This window comes from Vibrio sp. 1731 (genome assembly GCF_033339955.1).
In the GTDB taxonomy this organism is placed as follows: Bacteria; Pseudomonadota; Gammaproteobacteria; order Enterobacterales; family Vibrionaceae; genus Vibrio; species Vibrio alginolyticus.
The window spans coordinates 1-18,606 of sequence record NZ_JAWOVO010000007.1; the positions used below are offsets into that span (position 1 = coordinate 1).

Genomic DNA, 18,606 nt, shown 5'->3' on the forward strand with positions numbered 1-18,606 from the left:
TGGGGTATGGATATCGAGATACTGATTACTTCTTCTTAAAGATAAAAGCGGCTTTCCCCGGAAAGCCGCGATGAACCTTTTTTATCTGTTCCTCCAAAAACATCAATATAGATACCATCTTCACTCAGAATAAAAGTGGGGTCTGGCATTCCGGATAACACGTCTTGCGCATGTTCCAAGGTGAATTGCATATAGGGAGGTTCCTAGCGTTTGTACCTAAATATCCCAATCGCCTCCAAATGCGTGTCAGCATTGGGGAACAGGAGCGAATGAGGCATATGTCTACTATCTAATATAGACAAATTTTAAATACAATTGAGTTTATAAAAACCAAGTGGGCAATATAATGAACCAGGATCAATAGAATGGTTAATTAACGCTAAAATAGTCGACCATTTGCATATTTTTTATCCATATGCAAAAAATATCTCAACTCAGATACAAAAAACGCCAAACAGCTAGGCTATTCAGCGTTTTTTTAAGAATTGGGAAAATGACTCGTTACACGGCGGTTTGCTTAATCTGCTCTACAATAGCTTTCAAGCCATTACCACGTGACGGGCTTAAATGGGAGACAAGCCCCAGCTGATCAAAATAAGCATCAATATCAAATGCTTGAATTTGATCGGCCGTTTTTCCGTCATAAGCCGCCATCACCAAGGCAATCAATCCACGGACGATACGCGCATCGGAGTCCGCACAAAAATGCCAAACGCCATCTTGCTCTTTGCTCACTAACCACACCAAGCTTTCACAACCCGAAACGGTAACTTGTTCTGATTTCAGCTCTTCTGGCATTTGTGGCAGCTTTTTACCCCACTGAATAACCTGACGGTAACGATCTTCCCAGCCTTTAAATTGCTGCATAGTCGCTACAATGTCTTCGCTGGTGATATCTGTACAAAATGGAGAAACGGGAAAATCTGTCATGATGCGCTCTTCTTCTAGTTTACTGCTTATATTTTGAAATCAACTTCTCAACGATTCGCGATACCGCGACAAAGCCAAACGTTGCAGTTACGACAGTCGCCGCACCAAAACCGCTAGCGCAATCCATACGTTTTGGGCCTTCCGCTGTCGACTTCACACCACACACTGAACCGTCTGCTTGAGGATACTTCAGCTGCTCGGTTGAAAACACGCAATCAATACCAAACTTACGAGCCGGATTCTTAGGGAAGTTATGATGACGACGCAAGGTGTCTTTGATTTTCTTCGCAAGAGGATCTTGGATCGTTTTCGTTAAATCAGCGACCATGATCTGCGTTGGGTCAACCTGACCACCAGCGCCCCCCGTGGTGATCACTTTGATCTTGTTGCTGCGGCAATACGCCAACAAAGACGCCTTCGCTTTTACGCTGTCAATCGCATCTAGCACGTAATCAAACTCTTTGCTTAAGTACTCATGTTGATTGTCTGGCGTGATGAAATCATCAATCAGATTGACTTTACACTCTGGGTTGATCAATTTGACACGCTCGGCCATCACTTCAATTTTGCTTTGGCCAACGGTGCCCGTCATCGCATGAATTTGGCGGTTAATATTCGTGACACAAACATCATCCATATCAATCAGAGTCAACTCACCGATCCCAGTACGGGCCAGCGCTTCGACCGCCCATGAACCCACGCCACCAATACCAATAACACAAACGTGTGCAGCGCGAAGAATGTCCACTTCACTGTTGCCATAAAGACGACGAGTGCCGCCAAAGCGTTGATTGTAGCTGTCAGATGCTGGGGTATCGAGTTCACGCATATTGAAGTCCAGATGATCGATAGAAAAACAAAGAGTGCGATTTATACGCACTCTTTGATGAAATGTCTAGATAAGAGGCGGTTCCTCTTTCTTGGGTCGCTATTGTAGCTTTTCTGGCGGCAAAGCCCAAGGCGCTTGAGTTGGTGAGTTTTCCAGCCCAAGTTTCCAAACTCGACCAAAATGCTTGTAGTGCCCTGCTTCCGTTCCTGCTCTCGCACCAATGCCATGATACAGATCCAAATGGTTCTGTTTTACCGCACCACCAGTGTCTAAAACGATCAGCATTCGCAGTTGATGAGCACCGCTCCACGTACCATCCGCATTCAGCAATGGTACTTCCGCCAAGATTGGTGTGCCCATTGGTAAGATAGAACGGTCACCCGCGACCGCGGCCATTGGTAACAAAGGAATACCAGCCGATCCCGTTACTGGCGCTTCCGCTTTTGGCGCAAAGAAGACGTAAGAAGGGTTTTGCTCCAACAACTCGCGTACTGTTGCGTCGTCGTTGTCCATTACCCACTCTTTAATCGCTTTGAGAGACATTTTTTCACGCGGCACTTCACCACGTTCAATCAAAATGCGGCCAATGCTGACGTAAGCTTTGTTGTTTTTACCCGCGTACGCAAAGTACTCCAACGTATCATCATCTTCAAAATGCACATAGCCACTGCCCTGCACTTCCATCATAAATGGGTCGATACGATTAGGCGCGTAACCTAGCACCAAACCTTGGCCATCTAATGCCCCGTTGTAGATCTCCGCGCGAGTCGGACAATCTGATGAGCAGTTTGGCTTGCCATAAACTGGGTACTTAAAAATGTCGTTTGGTGTATGACGCAGCTCCATCACGGGAGAAAAGTATCCGGTAAACAGCACATTACCTTTTTTATCACCACCACCCAATTGCGCGGCTTGAATGCCAAACGCACTCAACGCACTGGTGTCTCCGCTCTGTTGCGCCCACTCACTTAATCGTTGATATAGCGGTTGGTATATCTTCGCCATGGATGGTGACTTTATCACCACTTGCTCAGCTTGCTTGTTAAATTCAGTAAAATCGCGTGGTTTGTTAGACTCAACCACATCCACTTGATTGAGGATCTGAGGAAACTCACCATCAAGATATTGCTGAGCACGATCATTTTGTTGAGCACAGCCAAAGAGTAGGCTCAAAGAGATAATAGGAAGGAGTTTTTTTAACACGTGTCTTTTCCGTAAAAGAGAATAGCAAAAGGATGGCAAACAAATGCATACGGTGCAATTGAAAAGCAACGACAAAATGTTTCAACGCTAAGCCAATCCGTTTACTCGTTGTGAATTCATTCAGTTAATACAACATGATAGCAGCGGAAGAATTACGGAATTGTCCGGATTATGTTTGAAAGTAAGATTTACTGATTGAGAGATGAAATTGTGATCATCCATGTGACTCACAGACGAAAAAGCTGTCAGCTTAAGAGACAATAATAAAAACGACTATCTTACCGCAATCCTTGCACGCCCCTCTAAACGGAATACAGGTAGATAATGTGCATTGGCATCCAGCTTCATTTCTGCATGCTGCTTACCCACAAAATTGAAGTGCCGCTCATTTGAACCCACTCGATACGAAAACGAATCCCCATCGAATTCAAAACTGGTCGCCACTGTAGAACCATTTACGGTAACACCGCGCTCACTCAACACAAATTCTTCACGAGCATAAGGCGCAACATCTTGCTCAACCCAGCGACCATAAATTGTCGATTTGGGAATGGGCGGATTAATGGTTCGAGTAATCAAATCACTATACAGCATGCACACGACAACGGTTCCAACTATCGCTATAAGCATGAGAGAACGCTCTAGCCACTTACGAAGCATTGATTTAGATGACGTTTTTGACAAATTTGAAGCAGTGATCGCAGCATTCTTATTAACAGCAGAAGACATGAGGTTCACGTATTGAGGAAAGACGCACCCATTGTAACCTTCCCTTTTAACGGGACCAAGAACCTACCTCAATATGTTTGTGCTTTATTCCAAAATTTCACCTTGCCAACAAGTGAATAAAAAGGCATTATTTTAACATAATTAAACAAAGGAATGGCTGTAGTGAAAATTCGTAGTACTGCTCTCGTAAAAGGATTCCGTCAATCAACACCTTATGTCAATGCTCACCGCGGAAAAACCATGGTGATCATGCTGGGCGGAGAAGCCGTCGCACACAAAAATTTTGGCAATATTATTAATGATATCGCACTCATGCACAGCCTCGGAATCAAAGTCGTGGTGGTGTATGGTGCACGTCCTCAAATTAATCAGCTGCTAGAAAAACAAGACCTCACTACGCCTTACCACAAAAATATCCGCATTACGGATGAATCGGCTTTATCTGTTGTTATGCAAGCTGCCGGACAACTTCAACTTGCGATTACTGCGCGCCTATCAATGAGCCTCAACAACACTCCGATGGCAGGCACCCAGCTCAATGTCGTTAGCGGAAACTACATCATTGCCCAACCACTCGGCGTTGATGATGGTGTGGACTATTGCCATAGTGGACGTATTCGCCGCATTGACACCGACGCGATTAATCGCACGCTCGACCAAGGCTCTATTGTGCTACTTGGCCCCATTGCGAGCTCTGTGACTGGCGAGTGTTTTAACTTACTTTCTGAAGAAGTCGCGACACAACTGGCGATAAAGCTGGGTGCGGATAAGCTGATTGGTTTTTGCTCCGAACAAGGTGTCATTGATGACAACGGCAATGCTGTCGCCGAGTTACTGCCAATTGAAGCGGAGCATGTCATCAAAACACTCTCTGAAAATACGTCTCCTGACCTAGATTACAACACTGGGACACTGCGCTTTCTTAAAGGCTCTATTGCCGCTTGCCGTGCCGGAGTACCTCGTAGCCACTTGATCAGTTATAAAGTAGATGGCGCCTTAATTCAGGAGTTGTTCTCTTTCGACGGTATCGGTACCCAAGTTGTTATGGCGAGTGCTGAACAAGTGAGGCAAGCTAATATTGACGATATTGGCGGTATCTTAGACCTCATTCGCCCTTTAGAAGAACAAGGTGTACTCGTTAGGCGCTCTCGAGAGCAGCTAGAGCAAGAGATTGGAAAATTTACCATCATCGAAAAAGACGGCTTGATTATTGGCTGTGCTGCCCTTTATCCATACCCAGAAGAGCGCAAAGCTGAGATGGCTTGCGTAGCGATTCACCCTGACTATCGTGATGGAAACCGAGGTTTGTTACTGCTCAACTACATGAAACATCGTTCTAAATCCGAAACCATTGATCAGATTTTTGTCCTCACGACACACAGTTTGCATTGGTTCAGAGAGCAAGGTTTTTACGAAGTCAGTGTCGACTATTTGCCTGGAGCCAAACAAGGGTTATATAACTTCCAGCGTAAGTCCAAAATCTTAGCGTTAGATTTATAGCTTAACCTTAAATCAGGGAGCGAAACTTAACGTTCCACTATACCAACTAACCTCAAAGGGCAGGATTTAGTTCATTAACGCTCAACCCTGCACATCGAGCTTGTTTAGGAACGAGTTTGTTGAGGAGTAAGGCCACACATAAACCCTACTCCGGACTAGCGGGTCATCATGTAAACTCAACTTAGAAATGCGCAAACCATTGCTTGATTTTTGTTCCAATTTTATCTTTTAAATATACATTTGGTTGGCTATACTCTGCTCGCTAGTGATTGGTTTTTAACCAATACGAATGGATCTAGGTGATGTAATTAGCCTTCACCCTAAAATACTGGGCAATTGAAAAACTAGTTAGCTCCGTATTGCACACCAAGGACAGTTGTTAATCTGACTTTAAATAAGCCGAGACGAGCACTGTTATGAGAACAATCATTTGTAATTCGCTTCAAAGCTTCTGGGATATGGCTGACAATCAGTTTTTAGAAGGCCTAGACGTCCACTGTGTTTTCCCCGTAAATGACGCTATCCGAGATTTTATTCTTGCTTATCAACAGCAATACAAAATACGCAGCGTGTCTTTTACCAATGCGTTTGCAAAACATGCATAAAAGAAGACCGAGCCATAAGCTCGGTCTTCTTGTTTTAGTTGGTAAGCCGCTTTACTAACCCACTCGCGCGAGTGGTTTTCACCTTAATGCCTCGCTTCAGAACATTGAGTTCGGCGTAAAGAGCTAAACGCTTTTTCGCGCGGGTAATGCCTGTGTAAATCAACTCACGGGTTAATATCGGGCTAAAGTCTGGTGGCAAAATCATCAGGGTGTAATCAAATTCACTGCCTTGCGATTTATGGATGGTCATAGCGTAAGCCGTTTCATGTTCAGGTACTCGGCTCGGTAAGACCGATTTCACACTGCCGTCAGGTAACTCGAAAAAGACTTTCAAACGCGGTTCTTCTTCACTGTCATCTCGCATACAAATACCAATATCACCGTTATACAAACCTAAACCGTGATCATTACGCGTAACCATGACAGGTCTGCCGTGATACCAAATTTCATCCTGAACTTGAATGAACTTGCGCGCCGCGAGCGCTTTCTCGATGCGCTGGTTTAGCCCAGCCACACCGAAGTCACCTTCACGGATCGCGCACAGCAATCGGCATTGGTTGAAGGTATCTAACACCGCTTTGGCTTTGTGCGTTAGCGACTCTGGCTCTCCGGTTTTAGGATCAGTTTCCTGTTGTCCAATGCGTTTGAGGTAACGACCGTATTCCTGCACCAACGTCTGCATCATTTGGTTGTAATGTTGACTACTTAGCGCGAAATGTTCGATATCGGAAAAGTCACGCGCCCAGACGTTATCTACGCTCGCAGCAGAACCGGAATTAACCGCTTTTGCCAACTGACCAATGCCTGAGCGAGCGTCAAATCGGTAGCTCTTTTGCAGCATACATAAACTATCAGCAATGCTAGATGCACTGTTACCCGTATGCGCTAAAGTATCGAAACCCGTCAGTTTTGCGATGGCTGACGCCTGCTCTTTGCCATAACCCAATGCATGGAACGAACAGATATCACCCAACACTGCCCCAGCTTCAACTGAGGCAAGTTGGTCTTTATCACCTAACAAAATCAGCCGCGCATGTTTCGGTAAGGCATCGACCACTTTGTACATCATTGGTAAATCGACCATCGACGCTTCGTCGATAACTAAAATATCCAAATGCAGTGGATTTTGCTTGTTGTGACGAAATTCTGCACTATTAGGAATCGCGCCCAGCAACCGATGTAAAGTGCTCGATTCAGTCGGAATTTTGGCTTTTAGCTCCGGAGAAACTGGCAGTTCTTGCACCGCTTTACCAATGGACTCGGTTAATCGCGCCGCCGCTTTCCCCGTCGGGGCCACCAGCTTAATGGTTAGATTTTTCTCTTGCGTCGCCTGTTCAATCAAAGCAGCAAGCAATTTGGTTACTGTCGTCGTTTTACCCGTACCAGGGCCACCAGAAATCACAGCAAATCGACGAGTTAACGCAACCGCCGCCGCGACTTTTTGCCAGTTCACACAAGCTGAGAGTGGCACGAGTTCATCCAGTGTTTGCAAATCTTGAACCTTGCGCGCATTGCTAAGCACGGAATCAATCGCGTGCCAATCCAACGATTCGCTTGCGACCACATCAAGGTGGTCACACACCAATTGTTGACGCAACACTTGGTTGCTGCTTCCCGCTTCTACTGCTTTGCCTAACGCGTTAAACAGAAAATGGTATTGGCGTGCAAACAAATAGTTGAGCAACTCGGATAATCGCGCAAACTCTTGTGGTTGCAAGTTAACTGCGGCGCCCAACTGGTTGAGCTTTTCCGCCAGTGTCACTTCATAATGCCAATAGCGATGCAGATACAGACGCTCACCATCGAACATTAAAGGCAAGGCTTCTCCTTGCGCGCCGACCACGCTGGAATTTTGTAATACTTGAATCCAGTCTATGCCTTGCAACTGTGTGTTGAGCGCCAATGCCGACTCACCAAACAGCCCTAACTTACTGGCTAAATCCGCAGATTGCCCTTGTGCATCGAACAGAGACAGACAGATATGTCCTTTGCCGAGCTCACTACTGACAACACCAGCGATAAACGCCAATGCTTGGCTGTCCGACGATTCATCATGCGCTTGAGAATCAATAAAGCAGGCGAATTGGTAGTCGAGCTGACGAATAGCACCTTTGTGCGCCAAGCGTTCCAGCACTACCAATAGACTATCTTGGCCAGAATGAAGATTGCGATTTGTCGTCATTAAAGTAGCTCCATCTGCCCGGCTTGAGTTGAGCGCGTTTCAAGTGCTTGACCATCAATCAAACGATCCATCTCTTGTAAGAAGTCTAAGGTTGGTTTCGCGGCAAAAATGCCGTGGTCACTCTGCCCATCCATACCGCGCAAGAACAAGTAATACACACCACCGAAGTGCTGCTCATATTGATAATTCGCCAATCGGCTGCGTAGGAAACGATGCAGTGCTAACGTATAAATCTGGTACTGCAAATCGTAGCGGTGATCTGCCATGGCCGATTTCAGAGCCTCACCATGGTAGTGCGTCACATCGTCGCCAAGATGATTCGATTTCCAGTCAAGCACGTAGTATTTACCTTGATGTTCAAACACCAAGTCGATAAAACCTTTGAGCATGCCTTGCACGGTTTGGAAACCTAAATCACCCGCTTTCGCCGACAACGGATCGTGACGTTGAATGACTCGGTTTAACGCCGGTGCAGACAACACTTCAATCGGCAGCAAAAATTCCATCTCCACCAAACGTTGTGACGGTGCTTTTTGATTCAGCAGCAAAGACTTACCATCCAACGGCGTTGCGAGTACGGTATCAATCAATTGCTGTAAAATGGGCAACCACTCTTCATCGAGCTGTTCGCTTTCCATCAAGCCAAGGATGATTTGTGTATTCTCTTCCGTCGTGGCTGGCTGAGTAAATTCAATTTCCTCAAACAGGCTGTGCAGGAACGTACCCGGACGCGCACCACGAGGGAAGGTAAAAATCGAACGCTCTGGCTCCACCAAATCCGCTTCGTCTTGTTCTTCAGATGAGTCGATATCGAAACCTGTAATCTCAATCGTGGCATCATGCTCGGCGTGATGAGAGCCTTGCTTGACCAAGCCAGAGTAACTGGTGATGCGCCAGTTTCTGTCGATAGGGTTTTGCAGTTCTTTCGCGCTAAGATCGTGTATTTCTTCTTGTGGCGCTACGTACTTCTCTTCGAGTTGCTGCGGCGGATCGGCCACAACGACACAATCAAGCTCGTCTTGTTGCTTTGTTAAACCTTGGTGCAAATCGTAAATGCCACCTTCTTGACCATTCTGAATCAAATAGCCAATCGCACTGCGGTGTACGCCAGTTGGCTCTTTGGTCGAACGGCCATTGCGCAAAGGTGAGGCTCCAATAAAACACGCATACACAGCTCGCGTTAGTGCTACGTATATCAAGCGTAAGTCTTCCGCCAAACGCTCTTTATCCGCTTGCTTCATGGACGCATCGTTGCCAGTGATATCCAGTACCGTGCGGTCATTGGCTGCATCGTAATATTTGGCTTCACTGGCTTCTCGATAGCTGAACACAAACGGCAGAAATACGAGGTCATACTCCAAGCCTTTTGATTTGTGAATAGTTACGATCTGCACTAAGTTACGTTCCGATTCTAAACGTTGGATTTGGTCATCACTGCCACCCAAACCGTTTTCCGCATCACTGATAGACTGAGCGAGCCAACGCAGCAGACCGTGGTCGCTATCCAGTTCATTACTGGCTTGTTGAAGCAGTTCACCGATGTGCATTAAATCGGTAAGTACTCGCTCACCATTCTCACCCTGTGAACTCGCGCCTTCTTCTAGTAATCGCTCGGCAATATGGCGTTTGCTGATCACCGCGCGCAACATCGGCAGCACACCACGTTGAACCCAAAGTTTGCGATATTCTTTGAATTCGTTTACGGCGTTTTCCCACACAATTTCATCGTTATTAAGTGCATCCAAACTTGCTGCGTCGAGGGCAAACAGCTCAGAAGCAAGACTTGCACGCAGCGCACGGTCATTTTCTGGCGTCAGCACCGCTTGCAGCAAACGCTGTAAATCCTGCGCCACTGAACTGGTAAACACACTGTCTCGGTTAGACAGGTACACGCTGGCAATGCCTTGTTCAGCCAGCGCTTGTTTGATCATTCGACCTTCGCTACCTGTTCGAACCAATACCGCGATATCGCCCGCTTGAACCGCTTTCTGTTTTTCGCCATTCACCAGACACGCTTGCCCCTGTTGAGCCTGCGTCAAAATGGTTTGGATTTGGCTTGCGGTCGCCTCTGCCATTCGAGTCAAATACTCGCCTTTTGGTAGCGGTTTATCGTCCGCTTCTTGCAACCAATAAGTCAGCGCTGGTTGCTTTTGGCCACCCATAGTCCAAATGCGTTTTTCGGCATTGGGACTGTACTTAACGGGTAAGAACGGAATATCCGAATCATAGATAAATGGACTGTCTGGCAAAGCAAATACTTGGTTTACCGCCTGCACCATATCTGCGCTAGAACGCCAGTTGGTTCCTAACGTGTAGTGGGCACTTACTTGGTTACGCGCTTTGATGTAAGTGAAAATGTCTGCGCCACGAAAGCCATAAATCGCCTGCTTGGGGTCACCGATCATAAACAAACCACATTCCGGGTTGTTCAGATAAATACGGCTGAAAATACTGTATTGAAGCGGGTCGGTATCTTGGAACTCGTCAATCATAGCGACAGGATACAAAGTACGAATACGCGCCGCTAAAAGCTCGCTTTCGTCCGTATCGATAGAAGCAGAAAGTTGTGTCAGCAAATCATCGAAAGAGAGCCACTGTTTTTGATTTTTCGCGTTGGCCAGCATCACACGACAATGCTCAATCGCATGAGCAAGCAGTGGCGCTTTTAAGCTGATTGGGTTGGCAAGAAATGTTTCAATGGCTTCAAATACCGCATGCTGCGGCGCACTGCCTTTCGGTGTTTTTTCCAACAAGACGTTTTGCGCGAATTTCTCCAGCTTGTCTGGATAATCGTAACCTGTAGTTTCCGTTGCCGCCCAAGCGTTTACCACCTCCAACCACGTCGGCAGAGACTTTTTGGTATAGCTACGTTTGTTAATATCTGAATCTGAAATCAGCGTGAAGAAGTCATCTTGGCTTTCTCGCCACTGTGCTTTTAATTCATCAATTTTTTTCAGATTTTCAGTATGAAGATCAGCCAAACTGCCTTTCATTGCAGGAACAGAAAGGCTTAACGGCGCACCGGTTAAGTAATTGCTGATGTCAGACAACAACGCAGATGGAGAGCCCCATAGCTGGCGAATTTCCCCAGCCAAGGTAAATGGCAACGGGTAGAAATTGCGGCGCCAGTAATCGGCTACAACTTGCGCTTTTAGGTGACTTTCATCGGTCACAAACTCGTTATTAAATCGGCTGCCAGATTCAAACGCATTTTGCGTTAGCATACGTTGGCAAAAACCGTGAATCGTGTAGACCGCCGCCTCGTCCATCTGACGCTCTGCCTGCAATAAAATTTCTGCGGCTTGCTTGTGATCGTCAAACTCATTAAGCAAAGGTTGGATCACCGGATCGGAACTCTGTCCACGCGCAAACGCGATTCGCGCGTCATGGATCCTTGCCCTGATACGATCGCGTAATTCCGCAGTTGCCGCTTCGGTAAAGGTTACAACCAGAATTTGGTCGACCGTAAGCGGTACGCGATGTCGAGTTTCCGCGCTGCCATGACCAAGCAAAAGACGCAGATATAAACCTGCAATAGTGAAGGTTTTACCTGTACCTGCTGATGCCTCGATTAACCTCGCACCGTGCAGAGGAAACGTCATCGGTTCTAGTGGCGTTGGTTGAGGCTGCTCTGTGCGGTCTAACGTATGTAGAGGGCACTCTGCACCTGACATTTGATCCATAACGCTGAATCTCTCCGGATTATTTACTAGGACGTATCACCTAATAAATGTGATCTATAGTTAAAAATTCTATTAATATGTTTAACAAGTTGGATAATTTAGAGCTTTGTGAGATCTTTCTCACGGTTATCCATAAGACGTACCGTTAGTATGCGCCCCACGAGATAAGCCAAACCTTTTTGGCGACACAACTCAAATGAATTAAACAAAAGTATCATGGTCCCTCTGACCTTGTGGCCGTACAGCGAACGCCCTACAAAAAATAATGATTTTCTGGCGGCCACCCTACTCTTCCTTCTCTTTATCCAACTGTCTTTATTACGCTTTTACGTCATCAGCGTCTTGAACCGCTAAGCGCGCACCTTGCAGTACTAATGCTGTCAGCAAACGAACTTCTGAGGCCAACTCATCATTCCAAGCAGGCCAAATTCGAGAGATGTACGCATTACTGCCTTCGCCCGGGCTCATGAAGCCATCATTGAATGCGTCAGCCATTTTCTTCAAAGATTTCTCTTCGTCATCGACCCACTGACCGCGGCTAAAGCCCGCTTCAACACAAGCCAACGCCGTTTTCGGGAAATAAGGCAAAGGCTTAGTCATGCCTTCGAAAAATAAGCGAACTAATTCAGTCAGTAGCTGTTTGGCATACTGCGCATCGGCAATTTCTGGGTAGATCAAATGCAGTGCGCCTTCTTTACGATCGTAACCAATGATGTGGGTTTTCTTAGCATGACCCGACGCCGACATGGCAAGGTGATCGATCCACGCTGCAAGGTAATCTTGCGCTCGAATCTTACCGCTTCGGTAGCGAATCAAACCGGATTGGTAGCATTGAGTCAGCCAACCAGTCAGGCGAACGTTTTTCTCTTCGCCTTCATTTCGCTCAAACAAAGAGTCAAACGTCAGGTCGATTTCCAAATCGTCTTGAGGCGCACCAGATAAAAACGCCAGTTTATCCACCAGCTCTTCCGCCTGAACTCGGTTGGTTTCAAACTCGATATCACCAAACGCCCCCACCGGCAGTTTGCCTTGCGCGCGCTGTTGACTCATAAAGTGTTTAAGCACCTCTGTTTTTTTCTCTGGCTGCATCAATGTCGTTTCAAGCAAGGTTTCTAACAGCTCATCACGCATTTGATAACTTTCCAAACCACCTAAAACAAAGGGTTCGTCGTCTTCCATCACCGGCAGTGGCGGCTCAAAGATTACTTTTAAGCGACGATTGAAAAAATACTGCACAGGTAAGCGCCAGAAACGTTGCAACTCGACTAAGTCGAGCTCAAGTGGGAACGTCGCTCCTAACAGATAGTCGTCTAATGCCCGATTAAAATCACGACGAACATAGCCTTGCGATTGACTACTTTGAGTTAATGCCGCTGGAATCCACTCTTTCGCGTAGCTGGCGTGCATGCCTTGGAACGCACTTGGGCTAAACGGCACCATGGCGTGGGTATTCACCAACGCATTTAATAAGTTGTCGCCAGACTCATCAACGGGCAACGCTTCATCACCACTTAAACAATAGTTTTGGTGGCAGTATTCCATCAGCTCAGAAACCAGAACCGAAGGCACTCGCTCGGTGTTGTCTTGGATTGAACGGCCAACATAACTGATGTAGAGCGTTTGCTGTGCAGACAACATCGCTTCGAGGAATAGGTAACGGTCATCATCTCGGCGCGAACGGTCGCCCGGCTTGGTTCTTCCCGTCATCAAGTCAAAGCCTTCTGGCGGCATGGAACGCGGGTACACGCCGTCATTCATCCCCAGTAGACAAACGGTTCTAAACGGAATAGAGCGCATCGGCATCAGAGTACAAAAGTTCACTTGACCAGCAAGGAAGCGCTGGCTGACTCGTGTGCCAGATAATTTGTTTTGAAGGTATTGGCTGATGATCGACGGCGATAACGCATCATCAAATGCGGCATCAGCTAATTGCTCTTTGAGTTGGCTGAGCGTATCGCGAATGGATTTGAGCGCCATTTCGCCTTCTAACTCAACAGAGAAGAAATCATCCAGCAGTGAAACCAAAGTCTCTCGCCAACCATCGATAGTTTGAACATGAGAAAGTTTGCTTCGATAAGTGCTAATTTGTTGGATAAAGTGTGCCAACTTGCCCGCCAGCTCTGCGCCCATGCCTTGCACTTCGTTGTACGGAGACAAACTGCCTTGCTCGGTTTCAAACAAACCAGCGGATTCTGGCATCGCGTAGCCAAGCAACATTCGTTGAATACCAAATTGCCATGTGTTTTGACGAGTTTCCGGCAGTTCAAATTCGCGTCCGGTATTGGCATCCAACCCCCAGCGAATTCCCGATTCCTCAACCCATTGTTTGGCTTGTAAGAAATCATCTTCGCTGAGTTCAAAACGCTTTAATATCGCTGGAGTTTCCAGAAGTTCGAGTAGTTCTGATGCCAAACAGCGCGTATTGGGTAAGTTCACCAACTGCATAAATGCAGCCAGAATTGGGCTCTCTTGATCGGCGGTTCGGTCAGAAATCGAATATGGAATAAAACGCTCACCCGGCGCGTTACCAAAGACCGCCTGAATCGCAGGGCTGTAAGCGTTGATGTCCGCGACCATCACGATAATATCGCGCGGTTTTAACGTTGGGTCAGCATCGAACATCGCCAACAGTTGATCATGCAGCACTTCAACTTCGCGCATCGGGCTGTGACAAGCGTGTAGGCTCAGTGATTTATCACCCAAGCTAACCACTTGTTTGTGATGACTGTTTTCAATCTGTTGATCATCTTGATGTTCTTCAAGATTGAGAATATCCGCTTGCAATTGATGGAGCAGACTGTCGCGCTCAACATCAACAAAGGCTTCGATTTCATGAGATTCCAGCTGAGACAACAGATACATATTGTCGCGCCCGAGTTTACCCATGGATGCCAACAGACTGTTTCCGACCACATCGGTGTGCAGCTCATCGATCACATTATCTTCCAGTGATCCTTTCAGTTGCTCAGTTTCACCTTGCACTTCCGAGTGATCGTCCTGCCACACAACGTGCTGACGATGTTTCGCCGCCAAACGAGCCAGATATTTGCGATCTCGAACTTCACCCCAGTAATAACGACACGGGTTGGTGAACATCAGATGCACGTCGATGTGTTCACCAATTGCTTTTAGCGCATCCATATAGCGAGGCGGCAACGAAGAAATGCCAAAAACAAACAAACGCTTGGGTAAATGGTCAAAATTGCCGTTAAAACTCTCTAACGTGTCGATAAAGTGCTCATAAAGGTTGGCACGGTGATATGGAGACTGTCCTAATGACGCAGTGTGATCATACAACGCTTGCCATAAGATCGGCTGCCACGGATGCTCATCTTCCAGCTCTGGCACACTCTGCCCTGCTTCCCAACTTGCGATCCACTCCGGACGATACACCAAGTAACCATCGAAAATATCGGCAATTTTCTCAGCCAGTTGATACAGCTTAGAGTGATCACTGTCATCTTTGAGGTACTGCGCTAACGGCGAAAACACGTCTTGGTTGAGAAGCCCCGGCAGCAGATGCATCAACTTCCAAGTCATCGCTTCTTTGTTAAACGCACTGCGTTTTGGCACGTCTGGCAACACCTGCGTAAACATTTCCCAAATGAAGGTAGCAGGAAGCGGAAAATCAATGTTCGCGGCAACACCAAACTCTTTGGCCAATTCCATTTTTAGCCACTGGGACATGCCCGGACTTTGAACCAGAATTTGTTCTTTTTCGAACGGGTTTTCCAGCGGACTGATTCGAATCAGTTCGACAAGGAGTGATTTAAGAACGTCAACTTGGTTGGAGTGATAAACAGTAAACAAATTGGGAATACCGAGCGCCGATTGAAACTGTTAGCTAGCTTAGCACAGCCCCATTTAAACCCGCAGTGATCTCGCGTTCGGAAAAAACAAAAGGTTATATATCACTCAAATAGAGTATGAATCTTCTGAATTTTCACATGTCAATCAAGTCTGACACTTCCATACAAAATGTGACATTCGTCGCAACTATTCCATAATAAAAAACACTGTTTTATACTCCCTCTACCCATAATTTATAAACAAACAAAAAGTATGTTTCGCAAACTGTCTTCCAACAGCGCTTGGCTGATTGCTTTTTTTGCTTGCTTTGCAGTGTACCTGTCGATCGCTTGTTATCCTTTTGTGTTGTCTAACAATCAGAATGAACCGCTAACCTTGTTGCAAGGTTACTATTTGGTTTCGACTCAATATGGCTGGCTGGGCTTGATCGCTCTTCCATTTATGTTGTTGAGTTTATTGCTCTCTTTTCTACCGACTCGAGTATTCAAAGGCATCGTGATCGCTATCGCGATCTGTCTATTGATCATGTTTAAAGTCGATATCCTCGTTTTTCAGCAATACAAACTTCACATCAACGCTCTATTAATCCGTATGTTTTTCGAAGGTGGCGGTGATGTCTTCGATATTTCGTGGATGAGTTGGCTTATCTTCGTCAGTGAAGTTACCGTTCTGGTGATCGGGCTCGCCTGTACCGTTTGGGTAAGTAATAAACTGGCACAAAGCCGAGCTAAGTTCGTTTTGATCAGCGTCTGGTTTGCTGTATTGCTCAGCACACAGATGATTCATGCGTACAAAAATGCCCTTTACGAAGATGAAGTCAGTCAGTTTTCGAATAACTGGCCACTTTACTACCCGCTGACGGCTCGTAAATTTATTTACAAACACGACCTAGTGGATGAGAGCATTGCATCGAAGAACCGCGTAGAGTTAACCAACATTGAACGTAGCTCACTCAACTACCCGCTTGCGCCGATTCAAGTGCAAAGCAAAGAGAAACAGCCCAATGTCTTGTTTATCTTGGTTGACGCGTGGCGCTACAGTGATGCGACGCCGGAAGTCATGCCAAATGTCAGCAAGTTCGCCGAAAAAACGGTGAATTTCACACAACATATGAGCGGCGGCAACTCAACTCAAGCGGGTATTTTCAGCCTGTTTTACAGCTTGCCAGCGACCTACTGGGAAAGCTTTTACGCAAGTCAACGCTCTCCTGTTTTTATGGATACGCTGCAAGCAGAAGGCTACCGCATGGGCATTTTTGGCTCAGCACCGCTCACCAGTCCGCCACTCTCTCGCACGGTATTCAAAAAAGTGTCGGACTTGACCCTGAAACAAACTGGGGAAACAGCTGTCGAGCGCGATCAGCAGATAACAGACAAGTTCATCGAGTTCCAAAAGCAGGACAGCGACAAGCCGTACTTTGGTTTTCTGTTCTACGATGCCGCCCACGGCACGGTGTTTCCTGAACCTGAATTTGCGAAATTCAAACCATACTGGGAACGCGTTGACCACATTTTGCTCAACAACGATTTTGACGCTTCGCTTTACCACAATCGATACAAGAACTCGTTGTACTACATCGACAGCTTGATTGGTGATGTGCTGAAAAACGTCGACTTAGACAACACCATTGTGGTGATTTCATCAGATCATGGTGAAGAGTTTAACGACCATAAGATGAACTATTGGGGCCACACGGGTAATTACAGTGACGTTCAAGTGCATGTGCCTCTTTACGTGTACATGCCAAATCGTCAGCCAGAGCAAGTTGATTACCGCACGACCCATTTTGACGTCGTGCCAACCATGATGAATACGCTGTTTGACGTTCAAGGCACAACGAGTTCATACAGCGTTGGTCATAACTTGTTTGATAGCTCTGCCTCTCGCGATTGGTATATTGCAGGCAGCTACTACAACTATGCATTGGTCGGCAAAGAACTGATGCTTGTGGTAAACCCTGGCGGGCACTCTCAGCAACTGAATCGCCAGTTAAAAGTCGAGAAAGAACAGAAAGTTCCTGTCGATATCATTCGTCATTCTCTGGATGAGATGTCGCGATTTTACAAAAAAGGCTAGTGTCCAACATCGACGCCGATTGAAATAAAAAAGCCTCTTGGTTGTAAGACCAAGAGGCTTTTTCCTATCTGCTATTTAAGCGTGATGAGCGTGCATCAAGCGTGGCTGAATCAATAAGTTGTTGATGTATTGTAAAGCCACATAAGAGGCAACAAATGTTGCCACAATCAACTCAAGACCAGCTAAGCCTCGCACTTGTTGAACATAGTGCGCAGCCAATCCTTGCAACTCCATCCAATTCGCCATTTTAAACAGCGCCGTCGCACCGATCACCATCGGGAAAGTGAACGCCGCATAGCCTGGGCTAAATGGCAGTCTAAGCAATTTAAAGAATGCGAGGTAAATGATGGCTGTCATCAATACCGCGATACCAAATAGCATAGCGATGATCACTGGTGATGGTGTCGCAGTGACCGTTAAGTACCCTGCCAATGATAGACTTGCTGGCGCTGCCATGATTGCCATTGTTGGTTTCGCTGCATCCGGAATTTCATGGGTGAACATGAAACGGTAAATCATCATCGGCAACATGATCGCGTACGCCACCATACCAAACATCAATGCACCTTGTGCCACTGGTGCTAACATCGGGTTGCCAGAGAAAGACACATCCGCAACGATAATACCCACAGGCGGTACAAACCAACTAGGAACCATGTGGTGCAATTCAAAATCTTTGGCGCGATGGTAAACAAAGCTCACCAAGAACACGATGTGCAAAACCACCGCAATCAGCCAAAGCGCATCGCCAGCTAATGGGTAAAAATGGCCGAGAGAATTTGAAACCACCATGGTTCCCATCGCAAATGTCGGAACCACGCTGCCCACAACCGGATGAGCAAGATCTTGTCTCAATAGATGATTATGTAGCAAAAACTTGGTTGCCAATATAGCCAATAATATGCTCGCGATACCCGCACTAATCCACTGTCCGTAGCCATGTAATTCGGCGAAGTTTTCCCAACTCCAGCCCAAGCTTGCAATACCAAGAGCCAAACCCGCCATTGGAGTTGGCGCTCCCATTACTTTTGCTTTTGTTCTTTGAATCATGATGACCTC

12 protein-coding genes are annotated in these 18,606 nt (G+C 46.5%); 3 read left to right on the plus strand and 9 right to left on the minus strand.

Annotated elements, in window-relative coordinates:
* Positions 1 to 35: 35 nt before the first annotated feature.
* From R7035_RS09770 to R7035_RS09790, 5 genes are all read right to left on the minus strand, one after another.
* Positions 36 to 191 carry a hypothetical protein gene (locus R7035_RS09770; RefSeq protein ID WP_318146112.1) on the minus strand — a complete coding sequence of 52 codons (156 nt, stop codon included), beginning with the start codon at positions 189 to 191 and terminating at the stop codon, positions 36 to 38.
* A 310-nt stretch (positions 192 to 501) separates the two neighbouring features.
* Positions 502 to 930, minus strand: a complete 429-nt coding sequence (gene csdE / locus R7035_RS09775) for a cysteine desulfurase sulfur acceptor subunit CsdE (RefSeq protein ID WP_318146113.1) — start codon at positions 928 to 930, stop codon at positions 502 to 504.
* A 19-nt stretch (positions 931 to 949) separates the two neighbouring features.
* Positions 950 to 1,759, minus strand: a complete 810-nt coding sequence (gene tcdA / locus R7035_RS09780) for a tRNA cyclic N6-threonylcarbamoyladenosine(37) synthase TcdA (RefSeq protein ID WP_005391724.1) — start codon at positions 1,757 to 1,759, stop codon at positions 950 to 952.
* 99 nt (positions 1,760 to 1,858) lie between these two features.
* A complete protein-coding gene (gene mltA, locus R7035_RS09785) occupies positions 1,859 to 2,962 on the minus strand; it encodes a murein transglycosylase A (protein ID WP_005391723.1) in 1,104 nt (367 codons plus the stop codon).
* 273 nt (positions 2,963 to 3,235) lie between these two features.
* Positions 3,236 to 3,691 carry a DUF2850 domain-containing protein gene (locus R7035_RS09790; RefSeq protein ID WP_005380234.1) on the minus strand — a complete coding sequence of 152 codons (456 nt, stop codon included), beginning with the start codon at positions 3,689 to 3,691 and terminating at the stop codon, positions 3,236 to 3,238.
* Positions 3,692 to 3,853: 162 nt separating this feature from the next.
* On the opposite strand from R7035_RS09790, the gene argA reads away from it, so the two are divergent.
* Together argA and R7035_RS09800 are read left to right on the plus strand one after the other, a co-directional pair.
* Complete coding sequence (argA, locus tag R7035_RS09795) at positions 3,854 to 5,191, plus strand: amino-acid N-acetyltransferase (RefSeq protein WP_012841478.1); 1,338 nt, start codon at positions 3,854 to 3,856, stop codon at positions 5,189 to 5,191.
* 416 nt (positions 5,192 to 5,607) lie between these two features.
* Positions 5,608 to 5,796 (plus strand): hypothetical protein, encoded by a 189-nt coding sequence (locus R7035_RS09800; RefSeq protein WP_005380230.1) that lies wholly within the window; start codon positions 5,608 to 5,610, stop codon positions 5,794 to 5,796.
* A gap of 34 nt (positions 5,797 to 5,830) precedes the next feature.
* Here R7035_RS09800 and recD read toward each other — a convergent pair whose 3' ends face one another.
* The 3 genes from recD to recC all read right to left on the minus strand — a co-directional run bounded on the left by recD (position 5,831) and on the right by recC (position 15,471).
* Positions 5,831 to 7,978, minus strand: coding sequence for an exodeoxyribonuclease V subunit alpha (gene recD, locus R7035_RS09805; RefSeq protein ID WP_262651767.1), 2,148 nt, complete (start codon positions 7,976 to 7,978; stop codon positions 5,831 to 5,833).
* Positions 7,978 to 11,652, minus strand: a complete 3,675-nt coding sequence (recB, locus tag R7035_RS09810) for an exodeoxyribonuclease V subunit beta (RefSeq protein WP_262651788.1) — start codon at positions 11,650 to 11,652, stop codon at positions 7,978 to 7,980. Before recB ends, recD begins: the two co-directional genes overlap by 1 nt.
* Positions 11,653 to 11,979: 327 nt before the next feature.
* Positions 11,980 to 15,471: an exodeoxyribonuclease V subunit gamma gene (gene recC, locus R7035_RS09815; protein ID WP_262651765.1), complete on the minus strand. Its 3,492-nt coding sequence runs from the start codon at positions 15,469 to 15,471 to the stop codon at positions 11,980 to 11,982.
* 252 nt (positions 15,472 to 15,723) lie between these two features.
* On the opposite strand from recC, the gene R7035_RS09820 reads away from it, so the two are divergent.
* A complete protein-coding gene (locus tag R7035_RS09820; RefSeq protein ID WP_025768222.1) occupies positions 15,724 to 17,547 on the plus strand; it encodes a DUF3413 domain-containing protein in 1,824 nt (607 codons plus the stop codon).
* 75 nt (positions 17,548 to 17,622) lie between these two features.
* Here the strand turns inward: R7035_RS09820 and R7035_RS09825 are convergent, their stop codons facing one another.
* Positions 17,623 to 18,597 (minus strand): TDT family transporter, encoded by a 975-nt coding sequence (locus R7035_RS09825; protein ID WP_258660299.1) that lies wholly within the window; start codon positions 18,595 to 18,597, stop codon positions 17,623 to 17,625.
* Positions 18,598 to 18,606 lie beyond the last annotated feature (9 nt).